The sequence below is a fragment of the Pseudoalteromonas rubra genome (assembly GCF_005886805.2).
Taxonomy (GTDB): Bacteria; Pseudomonadota; Gammaproteobacteria; order Enterobacterales; family Alteromonadaceae; genus Pseudoalteromonas; species Pseudoalteromonas rubra_D.
The window spans coordinates 2,528,062-2,550,151 of sequence record NZ_CP045429.1 but is presented as its reverse complement, the minus strand read 5'-3'; the positions used below and the strand labels follow the sequence as shown (position 1 = coordinate 2,550,151).

Here is a 22,090-nt window from a genome sequence, read left to right as displayed (position 1 = left end):
TTATGGCTAAGGAGTTGGTTTAAAAGGCATTCTCACTAATAAAATGTTAGATTCACCAATTAAGAAGGGAGGTCGTTCCGGATCATGCTAAGAATAATCTTGTTTTTATATATTTTTCTGCTTCCCTATGCTTCGTTAGGGGAGGATAAAGAAAGCATAAAAAGCCTTCTCCATGCTGAAAAGTCGCGCTTGATTAAAGCTGGAAAATGCAAAAAGTCGGACTTTGACCCTCCTGGAGGATGGAAAAAGTCAGTGATAAAGCCCGAGCCTGATGTTTTTTATGTGCATTGCCAAGTCGATAGTAAAAAGGTTACGCATTATTTTAAAGGTACAGTCCAATATAACGAAAAGGAATAGTTATCATGGAGATACTGATCTTTTCTTATCATTTTACCGTCATATCAATAATTATCGTTACAACACTGGCGACACTTGGAAGCATGGGGCGCATTGGCATATTCAAGAATGTAGATGCGTCATACACAAAGCTTTTAGTCGGTGCGTTACTTGTCGAGATGGCTGCCGCATTTTTTGGTGTGTATAGAACCCTGCCTGAACTAAGGTTAGATGTTTCCGAGAAATACAAATTTGAAATTCAGTACAACGATCTTGCACAAGGGTTTCTTTCATCTTTAAAAAATGAAGATAGGAGGCTGGTTGAATACTTTGTTAATAACGGACAGCTTGCTGAGTTTTATGACTTTAAAAGTGTTGTTGAGGACTACGAAAGGGTTAATGACCTCGCTAGAATTGGTGGAACAAATTGGCTTGATTACTATCAGAAACTGCTTAGTAAGCGGCAACAAGGTTATGTCGCTTTGTACGATGAGGTTTTCTACAAGGAACCTTTTGTTGTGGAAAAAGCCGAGCGTCTGATGCTTCGATACGCAAGAATAATAAATTCGTCAAATAAGACTGGGCAAGGGGAAATGTGGGCCTCAGTTAGTAAAGACAAGATGGAAGGTATCGTAGTTTATGAATTTCCTGGCGATACTGTTCCAACGGTTCTGAAATTCACCGGATCAAGGGTTTCTAATGGAGAGGGTAACAACAAAGATAAAATGAAACTGAGTTTTACTCAAAGTGCCTCAGCGTTTTCTACCAACGCGGGAATTTTTCTGCGTCCAAGTGGGGCCTTTAAGGTGGAGTTGGACAAGACTGGTGATGCGTATATGGGAGACTTTTTCAGCTTTGGAGAAGTTAGAATTGAGCTCTGGGAAATGTAATGTTCAAATTTTGCAGATTCAACAGTAAAAATACCTCGCTTTATCAACAATATTTAATGTTTAAAGCTAGAGTATTTGCAACTGAGTTCGGCTGGAACATCTCTTTATCTGATAGCTTCCCGCCTTCGGCGCTTAAAGACTCATATGATGACACTTCAATCTTTGTAGGATGCTTTTGTAAACGTGAAATGATTGGAGTAGCAAGAGTCAGCGGGCCTAAAGAGCCAAAACCGTATTCTCAACTTTACGAAGGCTACGATGCTTTAGGTTGTAATTTTGTCGTGGTAACGAGTGTTGCTGTCACCCCTGAGTACAGGGGGAAAAAAATTGCTACATCGATAGAGGAGGGGGTTGGTAAAGTAACCATTGGGCGTCGAATTATGGAAGAAGTTGAGTTATTAAGTGGTGAACTTGGCTCAGAATATCAGTTTTTAACAGCTGGATATGGGCGTTCAGAAAAGTTCTTTTGCGATCTGGGGTTTACGATTATACGGTCTAAATATGACATGGATTGGGCGCCAGTTCCTTTGGTAGACTGCGTCAAACCAGTTAAGTTAAAAAGTAAAATCAAGTGACATTTGCGTGCTGTATACAAAGGCTTAGATGCTTAAAAGGCTCAGTTGTTAAAATCCATCATTGTTGTCACAGGGAGTGAGGCACACTGAGCGAGACACAAAGTGCCGCAATTTGGTCATTAAACGCATTGGTGACCGTTCAGCTTTTGATGACAGCCGTAAGATTAATTTAGAGTCGCAGTGGTTGGGCTTTTTTAGGCTTGGTGGGCCCATTCTGTGAAGAGAATAGGTCGTCTTTTTAATCGAGAAACTATGTCCACTACGTTCTCAAGTGTTCGAAAAATCTAGTTATCAATGGAGTAAAATACCCTTCCGAAAGTTATGAGTTTGGCATTACTTTGTGTGGTTTTTTAATTTTCAACCCAGGGAAAGGCATGTAAAGCTTTGAATTTATTGAATTTATTGAATTTATTGAATTTATTGAATTTATTGAATTAGCGAATAGGCAACTGTCATTCTGAAAACAGCAAATTGAAATTCAATGAATCATGAAGTTGAGGTGGTGAGAAAACATTTGAGGGTTAGGCCGGACGTATTCAGTTGTTAAGGCCAAAGTTGTAAATAACACATTACCGACGGCTTTTAAACTAATAAGCTGCTCAGCTGACCCAGCGGTATTTTAAAATTCATAGTATGATTTTCCCCAAGAAATTAGGTATCAACTGAATAAGGATAAGAGCATGTCTGTGCAATTTTTACCGACACCCATACAAGTTTGCAAGCATAATGATCGAGATAGTGAACTTAATCTGGTAACGCATTTAGGTAAAGTCGAATGGAAAGAGCGAGTAGGCTGTTATTAGTGATCACCAGCGAAATTTGAAATGTATCGTCAGGGTGCTACGCGGATAAGTCTCCGGTTCAACCTGCAGCACACTGAATCGAAGGTCAAAGTGAAAGTATTTAATAAAATCACATGGTAACTGCTAAAAACAAGGTGACATCCTGACAGGAAGTAAATTCTGGCTTCGCGGGCAAACCGCGCCAGAGCAAAATAGTTGGCACGGGCGCGGCTCTCTTTAATAACTGGACATATCACTCAATAGCTTTTGTGTGCTGCATTGACGTTGTGTTGTTGAGTGACTCGTTTAAAGGGCTACCGTCACAGTAGCTCACTGGCTGCCAGGCGTCATATTGGCCTGATCTGTCGGGTTGAAATCCATAGCTCCAGTGCCTGGCTCGATAAATGATTCCATTGTACGCCACCGGCGCATCACCTTGGCGGTAGGCTTTGTCGTTTTGCCATGCTTGCGCTGCGCATCCGCCAAATTTGTATCCAAGCGTGAAAGGGATAGAGAGCTTGCGGCCAAAGTCTGGTTGCAGTTCATGGGTGACCGTTTTTTCGTCTAAGTCATAGGACAGGTTCAGTGCGCCCTGGCCCTTACGATTATTGAAAAAAGGAAAAGCCAGGCCATCTCTGGCAGAGTCATACACAACTAACTCATAACATCCCGCCGGTTGTTCAAGCACCAACTCATGCCACTGCTGTGCATTGAAGGTATGCCAGGACTGTATGATATTTTGATGCCTGTCACGTAACTCAACTTTGGTTTCATCCGGGATTTTACCGGTCAGAATATTGAGCTTGGGTGTGTTGAATAATGATAACGGCATATGCATTAGGGCGTTAGCATCATTATTCGTCATGTTTTCATCTCCTGATACTTCAGCACTGACCTTAATACGCGCAGTTTGTGTATCGAATTGGCCAAGATAGCGGGTAGGGATGCGCACTATTTTAGTGTCGCCGGGCTTGAGGTTACCCTGCCAGTCGTAAAAATACTGCTGTCGCCCGGCAATGCCGTAGTGAAAACGTACTGCATGGATGTCGGCGCTACCCATGTTCTTGATTTCTGCTTCAATGGCGCCGCACTGTATGCCAAATCGCTCAGGAGTTTGTGCATTGGGCGATACAATACGGGTTAGCGCAATATCGGTGGTCGCCGGTTTATTTGTATAGGTAACCAGCACAGCATTAACAATGTAACGTGGTGCTGTATTGCCATACTGAGAGGGTTGCCAGCTGTAACGTTGCCAGTCCAGATCAATCGTGTTGTTTGTTTGCGTGGTATCTATGTCATAACTGAATGGGATAACAGATTCACCAGGACACCAGTTGGAACGGGCGAAAATATAGGTGCCTCCCTGAGGGAAGGTCGCACTCATATCGCAATCTTTTCGCCATAGTTGCTGTTTTACAATAGTGTCGTTGTTGTGCTTAATGGTAAAGAAGCGGTCGCACCATTCTCCGCACAGCTCCGGCTCACCTCGCGGGTTATCGAATGACAAAGCATGGCCGTGGGAAGACACGAACATTTTTATTTCGGCGTGCTGTTCATTGGTCTTAAACTGAAAGGCGCGTTGCGTTAGCAAGGCATCAAAGTACTCTGAGGTTTTGTATGGCCAGCCTTCAGAGCCCGATTCATACAGCGGTATAGCCCTCAGAACCTCTTGCTTGTTAAATTGGGTGTCAGAGTGTAGTTTTGCTGAAATCCCGAATGCTGACTGTTTGGCTCCCCAGCCACCATAGTGAACATTAAAGTGTCCCTTTCCTTGTAGCACAGGGATTAAATGCGACACATCAAAGGTATAGGTACGCCGCCAGGTGCGGTCAAAACCATGCATAGCGCGTTGCATATAACCCGCATAAGGTGTGATCAATCTGCCCAGCTCATAACTAGTACCGTCTTTCTGCCATTCAAATCGCACTGTGTAGTCCCAGTCGCTGCAGCCCTGACTCGCGCAGCCGAGTTCTATTTCAAGTAAGTGCCGGCCAGTATTCTCCTGACTCGCCAGTTCGACGGCAAATGTATGATCACCATGTTTGGTAAATGAGGTGAATGGCGTGAGCAGCTGCTCTTTGGCAAGTGCGGTAGTGCAAAACAGCAAAAGACAGATAAACCCGATTTTCATCTTTAATCCTTGAGTGTTTTTTACAAATATTTTACCACTGTGCCACATAAGGATACATAGGCATATCAACTTTTCGGATTTGAGCTTGAAAATTATTAAAGTGGACTGGACTCTCGACACCAGAGCTTATAAGGGAAGAGTGAAGGTGGCTTTGTGCTTTCTCTGAGTGTAAAGGGTGTCGGACTTAGCAGGTACACTGCCATTTACTCCTCTGGCTTTTTTGCAGCCTCGGCAGTTCAAAAGCATCTAGACTCCGAGCGAAACTCTATCTTAATTGATGACAATTCGAGTTGGTTCTAACTGTATTACAATCAACTGCTTGGTGCGTATTTTGGGCTATCTCAGCTTAGGTAGTACTGTTGCGGGTGATTGGTTGGTGCAAAGTGAAAATACCGACCACGAGCGTCTCAATAATGCAGATTATCGCTCATAACCTTTAAATCGGCGCATTAAAATTGTGTAAATACTGTAAAAAATGGCAGTGTGATGGTCAGTTCAGTATTACTATATTAAAAAATTGGAACGATCCATTTGGGTGGGAATCAGTAATGAAACAAAATAAAGTGGTCAGGCACCTGGCTTTAGTATCAGTATCATCCGCTATTTTAGCTGCGTGCGGGCAGGCACCCAGTCAAAGTGCTGGTACGCAAGTATCAGCAAACTCTAACTATGTCACAGACGTTGTATCCTATGTGGATCCCTTGATTGGGACAAAGGGGCCGTTTAACCACAGGCAGGCCGGTAATGTGACGCCGGGTGCATTGGTGCCATTTGGGATGTTTAATTTTGGTCCTGAGCATGCGTACACTGAAGATCTGCTGGCCGAATCTGAAGGGATCTCAAAAAAAATCCTGCAGGAAAAGAAACGTGTTCCTGTATCCCCAGGGGGCTACAATTATCAGGCTAGTCGTGTAAAAGGGTTTTCCTTTACGCGCCTGTCCGGAACCGGTTGTTTAGGTGCCTCAGGTGATATTCCTGTGATGCCATTTACCAAAGATATAACGTTTTCTCCTGCAACTGATCCAATTAATGCTTACTACAGCGCTGGTTTTAGCCATGATAATGAAACCGCCACACCGGGTTATTATCAGGTTGGTTTAGACAACGGTGTGAACGTTGAACTGGCCGCAACGACCCGCACGGGAATTGCAAACTTTACTTTTGATCAGGCAGACAACGCCAAGCTACTTTTTAGAACCTCATACTCACAATTGGGTAGTGGCGATGCTTATGTCAAAGTCGATGCTCAAAAAGGCGAAATCACAGGGTATGTAACCTCAGGAAATTTTTGTGGTTATCTTGGCGAGCACAACCAAAGAGACTATTACACGCTGCATTTCGTCGCTAAGCTGGATAAAGCCATTGCTGGTTCGGGTGGCTGGAAGGATGATGAGGTATTTACGGGGCAAGACTCGGCCAAAGGTGGAATGGGCTACGGCGATAATGGTTGGCCGGATATAGGCAAAGGTTCAGGTGTTTGGGTTGACCTGGATATGGAGGCGGGTGAAACCGTGCAAATGCGTGTTGGCATTTCATACGTGAGTCTTGATAACGCCAGAGAGAACCTTGAAAAAGAACAGGCAGAGCAAAGTTTTGCGCAGGTTAGGGCGCAGGCTCAGGCGGCTTGGGAAAACACGCTTTCTAAAGTGAAAGTGGAGTCTGACGATACCAGCAAACTCAGAGTTTTTTATACTGCGCTGTTCCATAGTTTGTATCATCCCAACATCTATTCAGATGTGAATGGTCAATATGTCGGGTTTGATCAGCAGGTTCATACTGTTGAAGGGACTCAGACGCATCAGTATGCCAACTTCTCCGGGTGGGACGTATACCGCTCTCAGCTACAGCTCGTTACTTTGTTAGACAAAAAGCGTGGCAGCGATATCGCTCAGTCTTTGTTTAATCAGGCGAGCCAGTATAACGGCGTATGGGACCGCTGGACCCACAACGCGGGAGCAACCGGCGTCATGAGCGGTGATCCGTCGACAATCGCGATTGCAAATTTTGTGGCATTTGGTGCTGATGATTTTGACGTGACAGGCGCGTATGACTCATTGTACAAAGCCGCGACAGAGCCTACAGCATTCGATTTGTCTGAGGTTGGCTGTCCGGTATTTTGTCGCGGCCAAAAACCCTCATTAGATCAATGGCAACAACTCGGGTATATTTCAGATCAATCCAACAGCTGGGAAGGTGCATCGGAAACACTGGAACAGGCATCAAGCTATTTCTCCTTGTCTCAGTTGGCAGCACGCCTGGGTAAGCATGATGACGCTTCGCGTTTTGTGAATGAGGCAGGAAACTGGCGCAATCTCTACAACCCGTCTGCCACTGAGTCGCTGGGCTATATTCAGGGGCGCAACAAAGATGGCAGCTGGAAAGACGAGTTTGACCCGTTTTCTGGTCATCTATTTGTCGAAGGCAGCCCGGCTCAGTATTTATGGATGATCCCGCATGATGGGGCAGGACTGGCAAAAACCCTGGGCGGTGACAAAGCTATGATCCAACGACTGGACAGCCATTTCCGCAAACCAGATGGCACCTGGGTGTTGTATCGTGATTCAGCGGAGTTTTCAGATGTCTCAAATCAGCCATCCATTTTGTCACCCTGGATGTATCTTCATACCTCGGAGGCTCATAAAACACAGCAAACGGTGCGCGAGACAATGAAGCAGTTATGGCTGGATGCGCCAGATGGTATTCCAGGTCAGGACGACTTGGGTCAGATGTCTTCCTGGTATGTGTTCAGTAGTCTGGGACTTTACCCTAAATACCCGGGCCGTGCCGATCTGGTTTTGTCCAGTCCTCAGTTTAAACGTGCTCGCATTGGCAATCTGACGTTGAACGCACCGCAAGCATCAGACACGCATATTTATATTGATGCGCTTAAGGTCAATGGTAAAGTCAGTCTGAACAGTTGGATTGATGAAACCTATATTAACCAGCCTGTCACTTTGGATTTTTCTTTAAGTGAAGCGCCTAACAAAGCGTTTGGCGGGGCTGCTGAGCACAGGCCACCGAGCTATGCGCCTTCTGTTCAATAACTGCAGTGTGAATAAGGTTGTAAACTTGACCAGAGACAAGCGCGCCTCTGGCTAACAAAGAACATTCCCTATCAAAGCCCCGTGCCGTTTGCCGGGGCTTTTTTACCCATAAAGTCGTGTCATACTCAGATTTTATAGGGCAAGGGTTAGTGCATTTATTTTGCTGACGCCTTTATTTACCTGTTTTAACCTCGAACAACAGGATCTGACTCAGCTGCTTGCCATGTACGTTGAAATTATCATCAGACACCATGAGCAGGCTTATATTGCCGTTGGCAAGCCGGGGACCAAAAGTCATGCCCTCCAGATTATCAATGTGTTTCGAGCCCAGTTGTTGCTTAATACTCGCCATGTTTAACAGCAGAGTTTTATGAGCAGGGCGAACGGATTGCTGGTTGAGTGAGGCTACCTGGCTTGTATCGGTTACATTTTTAAAATCAACGAGGTAGATGCTGACGTCGTTCCCGCCGTCTGCTATACCCGCCGTGTATGAACGCTCCATGGTGAGCAGTTGATGTTCATTTACCTGTAATATCTCGACCAGGCCGGTAGTGCGAAACGCATCGGGTTTTGCCTCTGGGCGATTTACCATAGGTTCAAGGTAGTAGGCGAACTGTTTTTGCATACCCTTTGAGGCAAAATCAAAATAGGAGATGCGGACCAGGCTACCGTGCTCAATATTGGACTCTTCACCGTCTTGCTTGAGTGCACCTTCCGCAGACACCCAAATACCTTTGCCTGAGTGTGCAACAGTGAGTCCTTCGAAGACGGCATTATGTCTGGGCCCACTTGTTTTGCTGATCTCAAACATTTTTGGCAGTGTAAAGTTAACCAAGCCTTGTCCAGTCTGCATGAAGATAGCCGGTGCATGTTTATATTTAATGCTGCCTTCGCTGGTCCAAATAATGTCCTTGCCATTCGGCGCGATTCGAAGGCTTTCGGGATCTACAACACCTGAACGGGTTTGTTTGTTTACCAGCGGTAGGGATTTTTCGAACTTAACCTGTTCAATTTTTTGATCTTTAATCGCAATATTTGCCTGGAAATAGCGCGGCTTTTTAGAATCATCGGCGATTAATAAATAGCGTCCATTGGTGTATTCAATACTAGATAATCCACCGACTTTGTCTCCGTCGACGCGTAGATCAGCCGGAACAACAAACTCATCTAAAAACTCGAGCTGCATGGAGGCTGAGTTTGCGAAAAAAGGGGCCAATAAGGTTAAGAATAGGCAACTGCGCATAAGGATCTTTACTTCAAATATTCAGGACAGAATAATATACGCAGGTAATATGAAGTTTGCATCACATTGGGCTTAAAAAGTGCAGAAGATAAAAACACTATTTAAAATTAAATGTAGATGGGTTGTTTTATTTGTTGAGTTAGTGTTTCGGTCCTTATCCCTACACAGTTATTGGCTCATTCACTGATAGTTCGCAACACGAGTGTTAACCCCCGGTCATTGTTTAAACTAGTGCTTGCTATATCACACCCTGTTCTATTAATGTCTTAAACGTATCAGGGTAGACCGCTCAATTATAAAAACAAAAATAACTAAGGAGTTGTGATGAGCATATTCAAAACGTTATTAGCCATGGCGTTACTTTTACTGAGCTGCGCTGCGGTCAGTGCCAGTATTCAGGTGCAGAGCGTGTCGTCGCACTTGCATATTCTAACCGGGAAAGACTACGGCACTAATATTGGCCTGCTTGAAACGTCCGATGGATTACTTTTAATTGACCCTATGCCGGGTGAGCAATATTTGGCAGCGCTGGAAAAAGCCATTCAGGCAATCAACCGAAAACCCGTTACACATATTTTTAATACCCATGCCCACACAGATCATACCGGTGGCAATGCCTATTTTATTAGCCGGGGTGCGCAACTTGTGACGGGAGAAATGAGGCAGTTTGGTCTGTTTCAACATGTCGTGAAGTCTCATACCACGACAGATAATATCTACTATCACAAGCCGAGCAATGCCATATTTGTCGGCGATGTGTTCGATACCAGCTGGCATCCTACCTTTTATGCAGGCGGTGTTGCGGGCTTTAAGAATGCGATAGACACAGTTTTAAGATTAGGTGATGAGCAGAGCCTGGTGGTTCCGGGGCATGGGGTTGCTACGGATAAAGCCTCGCTGCGAAGGTTCAGAAAAAACACCCTCGAATGGGTGGATACTATCCGTTTACTGAGCATTCAAGGGCTAAGCGTAGAGCAGATCATGACAAACAAAAAGGTTATTGACCTTGTTGAGCGGTTTAACCTCTCGGGTAAATCGCCATTTTTGCCACAAAAAGCCTATCAGCGGTTTATAGAGAGAACCATTCAAGTTATTGAGCGTGAGCACGGCTCTGTCTAGCGTTCGGTTTGTTATGACTCAAAGAAGTGTATCCTTGGCGTTATCTGGCTGATATGCGATAGTGGCAGGGTCTGTGTCCTAATAATCATAACAATGGAATTCTCACGCTACTTTTTGTTCTTCTTTGCCTCACTGGGTGCATTTAACGGGGTTTTACTTGCCGCATGGATTTATCACAAGCGACGCGAGATAACGGGGGCACCCTGGTTATCCCTGCTATTGCTGATGCTGAGTATTCGTATTGGCAAATCGATTGCTTTCTATTTTAGCCCCGGACTCAGTAAAGACATCTTACAACTGGGGCTCAGTGCATGCTGCCTGATTGGTCCAAGCTTGTTTTCTTTTTGTGTGCGTAACTTAAATCCGAACAAAAACAGCCCAATATTGCGATGGCATTTTGCAGGCTGGGTGCTTGTGGTTGTCTTCACTGGTGCAATCTATCCCTATCATAGCAATCTGGAACTTTGGCAAACCTGGATATACAGAGGTTCAGGTTATGCCTGGTTTGGGTATTTAATCGCGGCAAGTTGGTTGTATCGGCATAAATTGGTCGCTTTATGGTCAAGACAAAATGCGCCAAACTGGCGCGATCTGCCCGTTGTTGTGCTGGGGGGCGGCTGGCTGATCTGGTTTGCTTACTATACTGCAGCTTACACGTCTTACATCATGGGGGCCTTGTCATTTTCCATGGTGTTGTATCTGAGTATCGTGGTCTATTCGGGGGGAGGCCGAACAAAAGAGAAGTACGCGGCGCAGCCGATATCGCCGCAGCAGAGCCATGAACTATCAACCAAATTAACTCAACTGTTCGATGAAGAGTTGTTGTTTACCGACCCTGGTATGTCATTACCCAGATTGGCCAAACGCTTGGGGGTCAGTCACACCAAGTTGTCACAGTTTTTAAACCAGTATTATGGTTGTAATTATAATCAATTTATTAATCGTTACAGGGTACAGCATGCTCAGTCACTTTTGCTGCAAGAGCAAAGCCTGACGATGGAACACCTTGCGGAATTATGTGGTTTCAATGCCAGCTCGACATTTTACACCGCATTTAAGAAATACGCAGGTCAGACCCCGAGTCAGTTTCGCGCGCAACAGACTCGCAAATTATCATGCTGAATACCTAAATTATAATTCAGGAGCTTGTTTTATAAGGTTATGTTTTAAGGTGAGGTGAAATTCGTTAACCGGAGAAACACCATGAAAACCTGTCTTAGATACGTCCTGATTTTGCTATGCTTGATAAACTCTGGACATAGTCTGGCGTCGGATAAAGCGGGTGTCTTACATGCTTTAAACGACTACTTACAGGGGACACGCGAGAGTGATCCTGTGCGCATCAAAAACGCATTTCATCCGCAAGCACAGTTGTTGCTGTCCCATGATACAAAACCATTTTGGACGGTGACAGCCGGGCAGTATGCGCGTTGGTTTGATCGTAAAAGTGATAAACAACGTCAGGGGAAAGTGCTTTCGCTTAAAATCGACGGTGACATCGCCATGGCGCGGCTAAAAATCACCGTAGCGCCTCCTTACAAGGCATATATCGATCATATTCTGCTTAAACAGATAGCCGGGAAATGGCAGATTGTTGGTAAAACCGCGACGGAGCAAACTATTCAATATAAAAATAAAAAAATCCTCTTTATTGCATCGAGTGCCAGCTTTCACGGCGATACAGAGCTGCCCGCCGGAACCAGTTTTTCTGAGCTTGTGTACGCCTATGACACGTTTATTAAAGCCGGATATACGGTGGATTTTATGAGTACCCGAGGGGGAGCATTGAGCCTGGCGTACGTGAATACGTCTGTGCCGATCCACAAACAGTATTTGTACGACCCTGAATTCATGTATGCAATTGGTCACAGCCTGGCACCGGAGCAGGTTGATGCGTCACAATATCATGCCGTGCATTATGTTGGGGGAAGCAATGCTATGTACGAGGTCGCTGAGCACCCTCAGATCCAGGCCATCGCCATGGCGGTGTACGAGCAAAATAATGGCATTATTTCTGCGGTCTGTCATGGTACCGCTGGTATTGTGAATTTAAAACTGAAGTCGGGTGCGTATTTGGTGGCCAATAAACGTGTTAGTGGCTATCCGGAATCTTTTGAACGACAGGGCGCACCGTATCTTAAGGCGTTCCCATTCTTTATCGGTGAGCGAGTAAAAGCCAGAGGGGGCGAGTTTTTACATGGTGAACGGAACAAACCATTTGTTGAAATTGACGGCAGATTGATCACCGGACAAAATTATTTGTCTTCAGTGGCGGTGGCTGAGGCCATGATAGAGGTGTTAGATAAGCGTTAGGGTGGTAACACGGTGGCGAGGCAGTGAACTGACCCTGTCAGGAGAGAAGGGGAAAATACTTGCCGCTTTTAAAGTAGAGGCAATTAATTGCCTCTACGCAAAGGTGAGCAAATTAGTTATTTTGCTCTTGCCACTTCAGTAACAGTGAAAGTGTTAAACCGCCGACCTGACCGGCTTCATTCAGGCCATAATGGGTCATGGCTGCGTGTCTGAATGCGTTTGAGACTGATGTCAGATACTCTTTCACGCCGTCCTGACAAGCTTCACGGTAATCTCCTTCTGTTGAACACTGGTTGTAATACTGCTCGATATTGGGAATATAGTGAGTAGCGAAGTGATCAGAGAGGTCGCCAATATAGGCGTCGATCAGAGGCTTGGAAGTCTGCTCCACAGCATCAAGTGTGGCGGTGTCATCCCAGCAGCGCGACCATACCTGAGGATGTGCAGCTTCTTTCTCTTCTAACGTAGCAATGATGTCGGTAACACGGTGCTGAAGTCTGAGCATTGAACGGGCATCGTCAAAAGCAGCGCAGTTTTGTGGTGAATTCACGGCCTTCTGGACACTGGATTCAAGGAATCGATTAAAGCTGATGCGCGCTGGCTCAAAATCTTGCGCCAGGTTGCGCCAAAGTGATAAAACCACGCCCAATCGGTAGCCATAGAAATCGTAGTCTACTGCAACCCCTTTTTTGACCAGCCACTGAACATTGTCCAGTGTTTCCTGGTAGTGCCCGGAGTCATACAGGTAAAACGTGTCGTCCAGTTTGGTTTGAAGTTCAGGGTCTAAATTACTGGCGTGAGAGGAAAAACAGAAAGTGCCAGAAACCAGAAGGGCGGTGGAAATTAAAAGTTGTTTCATTTTACTCTACTCCTTAGGAAAAAATGAATTGTCTGTGGCTCCGTATTCAAAGCCACGGGTTAGTTTTTAATACTGCCTGATTGAGCAGTAGCAATTCATAAGCAGTATGCATGCCAAAATAGTAATTTATTACTTATTTATTTTTTCTTGCTCATTAAATGTTCGTATTTTTAGGCTGGTTGTTCGTATTCAGCAACGTGCAGGGCGTTTTTTTACCCGGTTAACATGGATAATAGGAGTCGCTGTAGACCTGAAATGGTGCTTCTATACAGACAGGTCGTTAAAGACTGCACTTAACTGGTGAAAATGTTTGCTGCGATTAACAATGAAGATGAAGAGTGTTGGGCTGAAAAGTTACATGATGTAAGTGATGTAGCGCGATTGCTGTCTAAGCCTTTCAGAAATCGCGCTAAACCAGGTTATGTTATTTGGCTTTGTGGTTCATGTGGTGCACCTGTGATTTGGGTTTGGTCACAGGCTCTTCCTCTTCTTCTTCCGGCAACTCGATGGCGTCATAACGCTCATTTTCTGGAATATCTTCCAAACGTCTTAAGGTGTTGACCTGAATATGCGGCCACTGTGTGGTTTCGCCACTGGCACCAAACATAAATTCAAAATCTACGATTTGCTCATACTGTAATTGATCGATGATTTTGTCCTTACCTGTTTCGTCCTGAATGATGATCTGTTCGAGCCACATGCGATGGCGCATGCGAACCACACGGCAGTAGCGTTCAATCATGACATTGTTCACGGTAGCGCCTTGCACTCCGGTATCGTGCTGGCTGTCTAACTCGATCAGATCATAGCTTTTGAAGTTTAATGCCTCATTGAACTCTGAAAGTAACAGATTTGGCTGGACAGTGTAGGGGAACTTTGCGCCATACTTATCGTAGTTAAAAATATTCAGGAAGTAGGCGCGTGCACTGTTGACGCCCTGATGTGCTTCAGGCTGACCTGGGTAGTCTCTTTGCTCATCCCGTGGCAGGTTTGTCCAGAAAGGCTTCTTCAGGCTGCCCGGGATCAGGTCGCGCTCAGGATCAATGCCCATGGTGGGAGAAATAGACAAGTAAGGTTGCTCCCAAAGCTTTGCAATCTCCGGTTTTTCAGGGGCATCAGGGGTTTTTTCTTTGTCAAAGTTGGTTACGCTACCCGTCAGGTGGATCGTCGTGCCATGAGGGATCACGCCTGAGCGAGAGATAGAATGGGGCGGAACAAATTGAGGGCCTTGCTCGCCCGGACCAATTACAGGGACGCCTCCATCTTCTGCAACCGTTTCAACGGTTGAGGGGCGAGAAAACATAGTGCGTGGATTTTGATATTGGCCATTCTCTTCCCATGGCATAGTGTTGTCGCCCAGCCACAGGTACATGCCATTCTCAAAGTGCTGCAGATCGCCATCGTTATCTATGATGGCTGTTTCATATTTTACCGGGCCATTAAATTGCTCGTTTGATCCTGCACGGTTACGAACCGGCGCGTTCACTTTTGTAAAGGTTAACTGTTCGCGGTATTGCTGTGATTTGAAATGAAAAACCCCAAATACGGTTTCTGAAGAAGTACCGGGAGAGGGCATGGGAGTGGTATGCAGGCCTTTGGGGCCACCTTTCCAGTTTACCCAGGTACCATGCAGTTTATCGAGCACGCCAAATTGCGGGACTGTGGGTTCATTGTCTTTTAATTCCGGGTAAGGGCGAACGGATGATTGTGGTGTCTTGCTAGTCATTGCATAGTCCTTATTTTTACGCCAACTTTTAGCAACTTGCTTTTCACAGGGCTGGTTGTTAGTAATATGTCGACGGGCTATTTCAAAGGGAACACGTACACCCTCCGGCGCATAAAGCGAAGGGCGTGTGTGGTAACGGTATGCGAAAAGAATGGACCAAATATACTCACTAAACCATTACAAGCTATTACAGGTCTTGACGGATTAAGCCCGATAATTTTTCATAAAAAATATCAGGCTAAGTCTTTTTTGACTGAGCCAGATACCCTTGTTGTTCAGGGTGCAGTATTACGGGCAACAGTGATAATTTCCTGGCGGAACCAGCGGCTTGCCTGATCGTCTTTATTGCGGATATCCCAGTACATTTTCATTGAAAAAGGGGGCACCGACAAGGGAGGCTCAAACTCAGCAATATTAAATTTGGACTGAATGGCAGCCACAAACTTACGTGGCGCTGTAAAGATCGCATCACTGGTTTCAACAATATAAGGCGCGCTGGAGAAGTTAGCGACTTTGTATTGTACTTTTCGGGTATGTCCCAGCTTGCCCAGCGCGTCATCCACAGTACCCCGAATGTCTTTCCCTGTGCCAGCCAGAATATGCGGGTAGCGACAATAGCTTGCTAAATCGAGTGCAGAATCCAGGCAGGGGTGGTTATGTCTGACGATCGATACATAGTCGTCTTTGTATAAGGTGGTTACCATCAGAGCAGGGTGACTGGACTCTATCACGCTGATTGAGAAGTCTACTTCCCCACTTTCTATCTGACTGGCAAAACCGCGTTTATCGAGCTTGGCAAAGACCACCTGAATATTTGGCGCAACTTTGCTCAGGTGAGGGATCAGAACTGGAGCCAGTGACTGCTCGACCAGGTCGCTGGTGGCGATAAAAAAGGTGCGACTTGAGTGCGCTGGCTCAAACTGCTCCTGGGAGAGGATATGGCGTTCAAAGTCATTGAGCCAGCGACTGAGCTGTGATTGCAGATATTCCGCACGTGGTGTCAGGATCAATTTGTTGCCCTGACGGATCACCAATGAATCATTAAAGCTGTGGCGTAGTTTTTTCAGTGTGTGGCTGACCGCCGACTGCGTCAGACCCGCGCGCTCTCCTGCCCGAGTCAGGTTTTTAGTTTCAAAAATCAGCTGAAGCAGGCGTAGCTGATTTAGCTCGATATCTGAAATGTTACTCATGCTCATCTCTTTCGGTATTATTCATATTCATGACTATATTAGAGCAATTAATTTCATTAATGAAGTGGGGCGGCTTATTCTAGACCCAAGTTAAGAACACAGGTCATCAAATCTCAGGAGATGAACATGAAATTAAAAACACTCGCAGCACTAACAGCATTAATTGCAAGCCCACTGACTCTGGCCGATGAGATCCTCGTGGTTATGTCGGATACCGCGCAAATGACACTTAAAAACGGTTACGACTACAAAACAGGCGTTTATCTGAACGAGCTGATGGAACCGGTTAAGTTATTCCTGGATGCAGGTCATACACTGACGTTTGCTTCTCCAAAGGGCATGGCACCCAGACTGGACCCGGTATCTGATACGCCAGACCACTTCCTGGACGTCAGCAAGGCGAACTATGAGGCGCACAAAGCGTTATTTAATCAGCTTAAAATTGATGATAAGACCGACAGTCCGGTTGTCAGCTTTGCTCGCATAGAGCAAATCGGTATCGACAAATTTGACGCGGTATTTGTGCCGGGCGGTCATGCACCTTTGGGCGATTTGGTAGCAAACCCGCAACTGGGCGAGTTTTTACGTCACTTCAATGCCCAGAAAAAACCCACCGGCTTAGTGTGCCATGGTCCGGTGGCGTTGCTTTCGGCACTGCCAAATGCCGCTCAGTTTGAGATAGCTATGAAGTCGGGTAGGAATGTCAAACCCTCAGACGGCTGGGTGTATGAGGGGTATCGCATGACCACATTCAGTAACTCTGAAGAAGCCGTTGCAACACAATATTACCTTGGCGGTGACGAACTCCACTATTGGCCACAGGATGCACTGACCAAAGCCGGTGGTGACTATTCTCGCGGTGAAAAAGACTGGCACCCACATGTTGTGGTTGACCGCGAATTGATCACCGGTCAGAACAACAAATCGTCCACTGGTGTGGCATTAGCATTACTTAAGCAACTTGATCAATAACCGCTACGGCAAAGAAAGGTAAGCGCACTGCAAGTGTTCTTGTGGTGCCTGACAAACAAGATTTTAGAAAATTCTGGAGAATAGTATGACTCAATCAGTTTTAGTGACCGGCTCAAACAGCGGATTTGGCTACCTCATTGCGAACACACTGGCGGCTAATGGTTTTACTGTAGTGGGCACCATGCGCGACCCGCAAGGGCGCAATGCCTCGGTTGCCAATGAGCTCAGGACGAAAGGGATCTATGTCATCGATATCGACGTGACCAACGATGAAAGTGTGGAGCAAGGGGTAAAAGCAGCAATTGAGCAGGCTGGGCACATTGATGTACTGATCAATAATGCGGGCGTAGGTACCCTTGGTTGGCAGGAAAGCTTTGATATCGATGATTTTAAGCGTGTGTTTGATATCAATGTGTTTGGCGTGCAGCGTATGACGCGGGCTTTGTTGCCACATATGAAACAACGTGGGCAGGGAACCTTAATGCAGATTTCCAGTATTTTAGGCCAGTTCGTATTGCCGTTCCTGGGCTCTTACAATGCAACGAAGCATGCGGTCGAAGGTCTGGCAGAAAACTATCGTGTAGAGTTGTCTCAGTTCGGTATTCAGTCTTTAATCGTGCAGCCGGGCGGATTTGGTACTGATTTTGGTGCAAACCTGCTGAGATCAAGCGATAAAGCAGTCACCGAGAGCTACGGTGAGCATGCTGATGCGCCTGAGCAGATGTGGGCAGGCACAGAGCAAGGTCACGATGCAGACAATGCACCCAGCCCGCAAATGGTCGCAGACGCGGTACTGGCGCTGCTGCAAACAGAGGTGTCTGAGCGCCCGTTCAGAACCACAGTGGATGGCTCGGGCTTAAACCCGGTTATTGAAGCGGTCAACGAAGCGCGAGAAAAAGCCATGCAACATATCTATGCTGCCTACGGCATGGACGCTATGTTCACAGTAAAACAAAGCTCATAACTTTACTATGGAATGAGGTGCGCAGGTCTTTTCCCCTACACGGAGTTAGGGGAATGGCCAGACATTATCCCCGATTGTTTATGCGCCTGGATGCTTTTAAGCATCAGGCGCATAGCGACCGAATATCAACCTGTTCACTGTTACCATTCAAGTGGGGGAACAACTCGGCCAAGACACCCTCTGACTTGCATTTGTGTTGGGTTATTTGGCCCTCTTACAGGTTGCTCACCGACTTTAAATTGATATTCTTTGCCGGGTTCAAACGCCAGTACAATTGATGACCCTCCGTAGCCAAAGTGACCCATATACTGACCTCGTTCCAGCTCAGCGCCATTTTCTATGGCATTCACTATGCTCCCGACGCCCCAAAAACCAATGGCAATCATAGCCACCAGCCCAAGGTCGGGCGTTTTTATCACCCAAACATACCGCTGGTGCTTACCCAGTTTTTGATACCAACCAGCCTTATCGCTATTTTTAGGCGGTAACGGGTCGTAGGGGTGGCGAGGATTAAAGTTATCAAAGTCATAGTTATACGCGCCCTCATATAATCCCTGGTCAATCACAGTACCAGAAACAGGGGCGTGAAAGTGGTGGTAATCGGTAAACCAAAGCAAGATATCCAGTAATGGGCCACCGATGAAACAGCGTCCATATCCCGGGATAGCGTCTATCAAATTAAATCGATCGCCAGATTTTCCTGGCAGCACATAGTGGTTATTGGCATGGCTTTCGTTAATTTCATAACCGCCCTTATCAAGGAAAAAGACCCCGCCATCACAGGGAGAAACAATAACTCCTTGCTCGCCGGCTCTATGGCAAAGAGGGCGTTGCCCCGGCTTAAGGTTACGCAGGAAAAACTGATTGAAAGACCCAAAACCACCTTGAGGATTATGAGGGTCCGGGCGTTCGTAGTGATTAATATTGAATGGGTGCTGATCTGTCCCAGAGTAGTTCATCCACGCACTCAAGGTACCGGTGGACGATGTGCTGTTTATCCAGTCACCATGGAAGTTTAGAAATTGCCGGAACCAGCCTCTGAAATAGCCGTCGTTAGCGAGTTTCAGGCCAGACTCCGTATTCACCAGATAGTCCCAATACTCGATGTATTGTCCTGGGTTGTCTGGCGTCGGTGTGTAAGTTAACCACTGAGCAAAAAAGCTTTGCAGAGTATAGCCTGGCTCACGATATAGATACGGCTGCCAGAAAGCAGCGATATCTTTACGTCGGGCTATATGGGTTTCTGAGCACACTTCGGCGAGAGCTTCGAGGTACCAAAGCAGGTTGAGCTGATTTTCAAGAAAAACGCCATCCAGACCCGCAATATGGAGTTCTGCCAGAGAACTGATGTCATCCCAGTTAATGGGCTCGGGTAGGGGGATCGTCGAAATGTCAGTCATGGTATCTGTCCTGTGGGTTCAAAGCATCTACGCTTGGTTGTCAGTCGAGTGTTTGAGATAGAGCACAATGACTTATATAGGTGAGGGATACAGAGTGGGCAATTACAGCAGATTACACAGGGTCAAGAATGCAAAAAGCGGGCGATATCCGCGTAATCTGGCTGCTACAATTGAGTGGTAAAAATTGCAGTGAAATCCGTTCGATGACGGGATGATCCAAAGTGACCTGTATCACGTTTAACCACTCAAAATTGGTTATCAGGAATGTTCGTCTATGTTTCAATTCTTAAAACGCGATCCAGTCAAAAAGTTACGTAAGGCCTATGATGCAAAGTTGGAGCAAGCGATGCACGCTCAGCGTAATGGTGATATTCGCGGCTATGCGATGCTCACATCGGAGGCCGAGTCACTTTGGCAACAAATTGAGCAATTAGAAAAAAACAACGCCAGCTGATCCCCCAACCCGGCCTGATGGCGATGTGGGTCTGAATATGGTACAAATGACGCTGTAAGTAAAAATGTAAAAAGGAATCTACTATGCGGTATATCTTACTGGCTGGCTTGTCCATTGTTAGCGTATTTTATGCTCAGGGGAAAACCTTGTACGGCGATGTCAGGTTGACAGAAGTTCAGTCACCTAACGGTCAAGTATTCTGGAAACCTGATGCCGAGCATAAGTCTCGCTATCCCGTATAGCTGGTTGCGCCATTTTTAAGGTTAATTTGGATGCACAAGGAAACACGGAGTCGGTCGTGCTATTGCGCAGTATTCCGACTGCGTCTTTATCCAGGCCGGCCAAGAAAATACTAAAAAAGTGGTCATGGTCACTGGCGTCGGGTACTGCGCCTCAGACTGAAGAGAAAATTGTGCGGCTAGGTTTTTGTCTGGGAGGACAATCCGTTGATGAGGCACAGGCCAGATGTAAAGTACAGGCTTCGCTTAGCTGCGAAGCCTGATAACACGGGGCTCACTATTTGGGGGGTATGCCTGCTACTAGCTTGTGATTACGTCATCTATCTTTGTACTTATTTGTTCCCGCTCAGTCAGAGCCAGCTCGTCTCTTAACCAGCGATTCATCACCACACAGGCTGTCAGGTCGCCACTTACATTAATAACGGTGCGACACATATCTAAAATTCGGTCAACCCCGAGTATCAAAGCTATGCCCGCGGCAGGGATACCAAAGCTGGCTAACACGGACGCCAAGATCACAATACCGACGCCAGGGGTACTGGGTGAGCCGATTGATGCACCGACTGTGGTTAGGATCAGCAGCACGACCTGGTTCACAGACAAGTCAACGCCAAATACCTGTGTAAGGAAAATCGCAGCCACGACCTGATAAAGCGCGGTGCCGTCCATGTTAATGGTTGCACCAAGTGGTACGATAAATTGCACAATTGGTTTTTTTACCCCAAGTTGTTCCTGGGCTGTACGCATAGAGAGCGGCATGACCGCCGCGGAGCTGGACGTTGAAAATGCCAGTAATTGCGTGCCGCGGATCGCCTTTAAAAAAGCCAGAGGGTGGATTTTAGCTACAAATGAGGCGACCAGGGTATAGATAATCAACAAGCCCGCGAGTCCCAGCAGAACCGTCGCAACATAGGCTGAAACCCCAATCAATGCATCCACACCAATACGTATGGTGATATCACACAGCAAGCCAAACACCGCAAAAGGTGCCAACAGCATGGCCCAGTTAACGATTTGCAGTGAAACAGACTGGATCCCATCCATAAAATCTATCATCAGGGCTTTACGCCGCTCTGCCAGGGTTGTCAGTGCCATGCCAATGAAGCTAGCGTATATGACGATGGCAAACATGTCTTTATCAAGCGTGGATTGCGTTGGATTAGCGGGAATAATGGCTGCGACTTTATCCGGTATGGAGCTTTGTGTTGCCTGCGTTGCGACAATTTGAGTGGGTTGATCCACAATGGCGCTGAACAAGCCACTGTCCACATAGTTACCCGGCTCTATCAGGTAAACCACCGCAAGGCCGAGGATAACTGCAACAAAGGTAGTTGTGACAAAGTAAGGCAAAATACGCATACCGACTTTCTTTAAAAAGTCTGTGTCTTTGTTACCCGCAATACCCAGAATAATAGAAGATAAAACCAGAGGTATTACCACCATTTGGATCAGAGCAAGGAATACGCGTCCGGGCAGGGCAACCCATTGTGCAATGTCCATAGCGGCAGAGTGACTGACCAAGGCCGCGCCCTGAGGAGAAAGCAATAAGCCGATTGAAATGCCGAGCGCCAGTGCGATTAGAATTTGCAGCCAGAGACGCTTTTTCTGTAATAAGCCGGCAGGCGTGTTTGTCGTTTGACTGTTTGTCATCATGATTTCCCTGTTAAGCAGCACGCGACTTGGAGTAATTAGTCTAGCATCTTGATTAGAATTAACATTGACCGGTATCAAATGTGCGCGGTTCTTCGTTCTTTTGACGAGGGCTACGCTCACTTTGCATCATACTGAGATAAGTTTTCCTCCTGATCTAATAAGCAAATCCATACTTCGCGAAGTAATCACTTTTTGTTCAC

General features: G+C 46.3%; 19 protein-coding genes. 12 read left to right on the top strand and 7 right to left on the bottom strand.

Annotated elements, in window-relative coordinates; all coding sequences use genetic code 11:
• Window positions 1-84 precede the first annotated feature (84 nt).
• From CWC22_RS10985 to CWC22_RS10975, 3 genes are read left to right on the top strand one after another with little or no spacing between them, the layout of a single operon-like run.
• On the top strand, window positions 85-357 hold the full coding sequence (locus CWC22_RS10985; protein WP_138539754.1) for a hypothetical protein: 273 nt from the start codon (window positions 85-87) through the stop codon (window positions 355-357).
• A 5-nt stretch (window positions 358-362) separates the two neighbouring features.
• Window positions 363-1,226 (top strand): hypothetical protein, encoded by an 864-nt coding sequence (locus tag CWC22_RS10980; RefSeq protein WP_138539753.1) that lies wholly within the window; start codon window positions 363-365, stop codon window positions 1,224-1,226.
• Window positions 1,226-1,801 (top strand): GNAT family N-acetyltransferase, encoded by a 576-nt coding sequence (locus CWC22_RS10975; RefSeq protein WP_138539752.1) that lies wholly within the window; start codon window positions 1,226-1,228, stop codon window positions 1,799-1,801. The genes CWC22_RS10980 and CWC22_RS10975 overlap by 1 nt, the downstream gene beginning before the upstream one ends.
• A 1,035-nt stretch (window positions 1,802-2,836) precedes the next feature.
• Here CWC22_RS10975 and CWC22_RS10970 read toward each other — a convergent pair.
• A complete protein-coding gene (locus CWC22_RS10970; protein WP_138539751.1) occupies window positions 2,837-4,714 on the bottom strand; it encodes a peptide-N-glycosidase F-related protein in 1,878 nt (625 codons plus the stop codon).
• Between the two features lie 548 nt (window positions 4,715-5,262).
• On the opposite strand from CWC22_RS10970, the gene CWC22_RS10965 reads away from it, so the two are divergent.
• Window positions 5,263-7,758, top strand: a complete 2,496-nt coding sequence (locus CWC22_RS10965) for a GH92 family glycosyl hydrolase (RefSeq protein ID WP_138539750.1) — start codon at window positions 5,263-5,265, stop codon at window positions 7,756-7,758.
• 172 nt (window positions 7,759-7,930) lie between these two features.
• Here CWC22_RS10965 and CWC22_RS10960 read toward each other — a convergent pair whose 3' ends face one another.
• Window positions 7,931-9,001 carry an esterase-like activity of phytase family protein gene (locus CWC22_RS10960; RefSeq protein ID WP_138539749.1) on the bottom strand — a complete coding sequence of 357 codons (1,071 nt, stop codon included), beginning with the start codon at window positions 8,999-9,001 and terminating at the stop codon, window positions 7,931-7,933.
• Between the two features lie 324 nt (window positions 9,002-9,325).
• On the opposite strand from CWC22_RS10960, the gene CWC22_RS10955 reads away from it, so the two are divergent.
• From CWC22_RS10955 to CWC22_RS10945, 3 genes are all read left to right on the top strand, one after another.
• A complete protein-coding gene (locus CWC22_RS10955; protein ID WP_138539748.1) occupies window positions 9,326-10,120 on the top strand; it encodes an MBL fold metallo-hydrolase in 795 nt (264 codons plus the stop codon).
• 93 nt (window positions 10,121-10,213) lie between these two features.
• Window positions 10,214-11,242: an AraC family transcriptional regulator gene (locus CWC22_RS10950; RefSeq protein ID WP_138539747.1), complete on the top strand. Its 1,029-nt coding sequence runs from the start codon at window positions 10,214-10,216 to the stop codon at window positions 11,240-11,242.
• A gap of 81 nt (window positions 11,243-11,323) precedes the next feature.
• A complete protein-coding gene (locus CWC22_RS10945; RefSeq protein ID WP_138539746.1) occupies window positions 11,324-12,433 on the top strand; it encodes a nuclear transport factor 2 family protein in 1,110 nt (369 codons plus the stop codon).
• 112 nt (window positions 12,434-12,545) lie between these two features.
• On the opposite strand, the gene CWC22_RS10940 is transcribed toward CWC22_RS10945, so the two are convergent.
• The 3 genes from CWC22_RS10940 to CWC22_RS10930 form a co-directional block, all read right to left on the bottom strand.
• Window positions 12,546-13,292 carry a hypothetical protein gene (locus CWC22_RS10940; RefSeq protein ID WP_138539745.1) on the bottom strand — a complete coding sequence of 249 codons (747 nt, stop codon included), beginning with the start codon at window positions 13,290-13,292 and terminating at the stop codon, window positions 12,546-12,548.
• A gap of 424 nt (window positions 13,293-13,716) precedes the next feature.
• Window positions 13,717-15,018: a peroxidase, FMP-type gene (locus tag CWC22_RS10935; RefSeq protein WP_125563721.1), complete on the bottom strand. Its 1,302-nt coding sequence runs from the start codon at window positions 15,016-15,018 to the stop codon at window positions 13,717-13,719.
• A 275-nt stretch (window positions 15,019-15,293) separates the two neighbouring features.
• Entirely contained in the window at window positions 15,294-16,208 is a 915-nt protein-coding gene (locus tag CWC22_RS10930) for a LysR family transcriptional regulator (RefSeq protein ID WP_138539744.1), read from the bottom strand.
• Between the two features lie 126 nt (window positions 16,209-16,334).
• On the opposite strand from CWC22_RS10930, the gene CWC22_RS10925 reads away from it, so the two are divergent.
• Together CWC22_RS10925 and CWC22_RS10920 are read left to right on the top strand one after the other, a co-directional pair.
• The gene (locus CWC22_RS10925) at window positions 16,335-17,180 is read left to right on the top strand and encodes a type 1 glutamine amidotransferase domain-containing protein (RefSeq protein ID WP_138539743.1); all 846 of its coding nucleotides are present in this window, start codon (window positions 16,335-16,337) and stop codon (window positions 17,178-17,180) included.
• 85 nt (window positions 17,181-17,265) lie between these two features.
• A complete protein-coding gene (locus CWC22_RS10920) occupies window positions 17,266-18,144 on the top strand; it encodes an SDR family oxidoreductase (protein WP_138539742.1) in 879 nt (292 codons plus the stop codon).
• Between the two features lie 140 nt (window positions 18,145-18,284).
• Here the strand turns inward: CWC22_RS10920 and CWC22_RS10915 are convergent, their stop codons facing one another.
• The gene (locus CWC22_RS10915) at window positions 18,285-19,544 is read right to left on the bottom strand and encodes a phosphatidylserine decarboxylase (protein WP_138539741.1); all 1,260 of its coding nucleotides are present in this window, start codon (window positions 19,542-19,544) and stop codon (window positions 18,285-18,287) included.
• Window positions 19,545-19,818: 274 nt separating this feature from the next.
• Here CWC22_RS10915 and CWC22_RS10910 point away from each other — a divergent pair, with 274 nt between their 5' ends.
• The 3 genes from CWC22_RS10910 to CWC22_RS10900 all read left to right on the top strand — a co-directional run bounded on the left by CWC22_RS10910 (window position 19,819) and on the right by CWC22_RS10900 (window position 20,500).
• A complete protein-coding gene (locus CWC22_RS10910; protein ID WP_010386429.1) occupies window positions 19,819-19,998 on the top strand; it encodes a DUF6435 family protein in 180 nt (59 codons plus the stop codon).
• An 83-nt stretch (window positions 19,999-20,081) separates the two neighbouring features.
• Entirely contained in the window at window positions 20,082-20,240 is a 159-nt protein-coding gene (locus CWC22_RS10905) for a hypothetical protein (protein ID WP_171045158.1), read from the top strand.
• 26 nt (window positions 20,241-20,266) lie between these two features.
• Window positions 20,267-20,500: a hypothetical protein gene (locus CWC22_RS10900; protein WP_171045157.1), complete on the top strand. Its 234-nt coding sequence runs from the start codon at window positions 20,267-20,269 to the stop codon at window positions 20,498-20,500.
• 37 nt (window positions 20,501-20,537) lie between these two features.
• Here CWC22_RS10900 and CWC22_RS10895 read toward each other — a convergent pair whose 3' ends face one another.
• Window positions 20,538-21,887: a dicarboxylate/amino acid:cation symporter gene (locus CWC22_RS10895; RefSeq protein ID WP_138539739.1), complete on the bottom strand. Its 1,350-nt coding sequence runs from the start codon at window positions 21,885-21,887 to the stop codon at window positions 20,538-20,540.
• Window positions 21,888-22,090 lie beyond the last annotated feature (203 nt).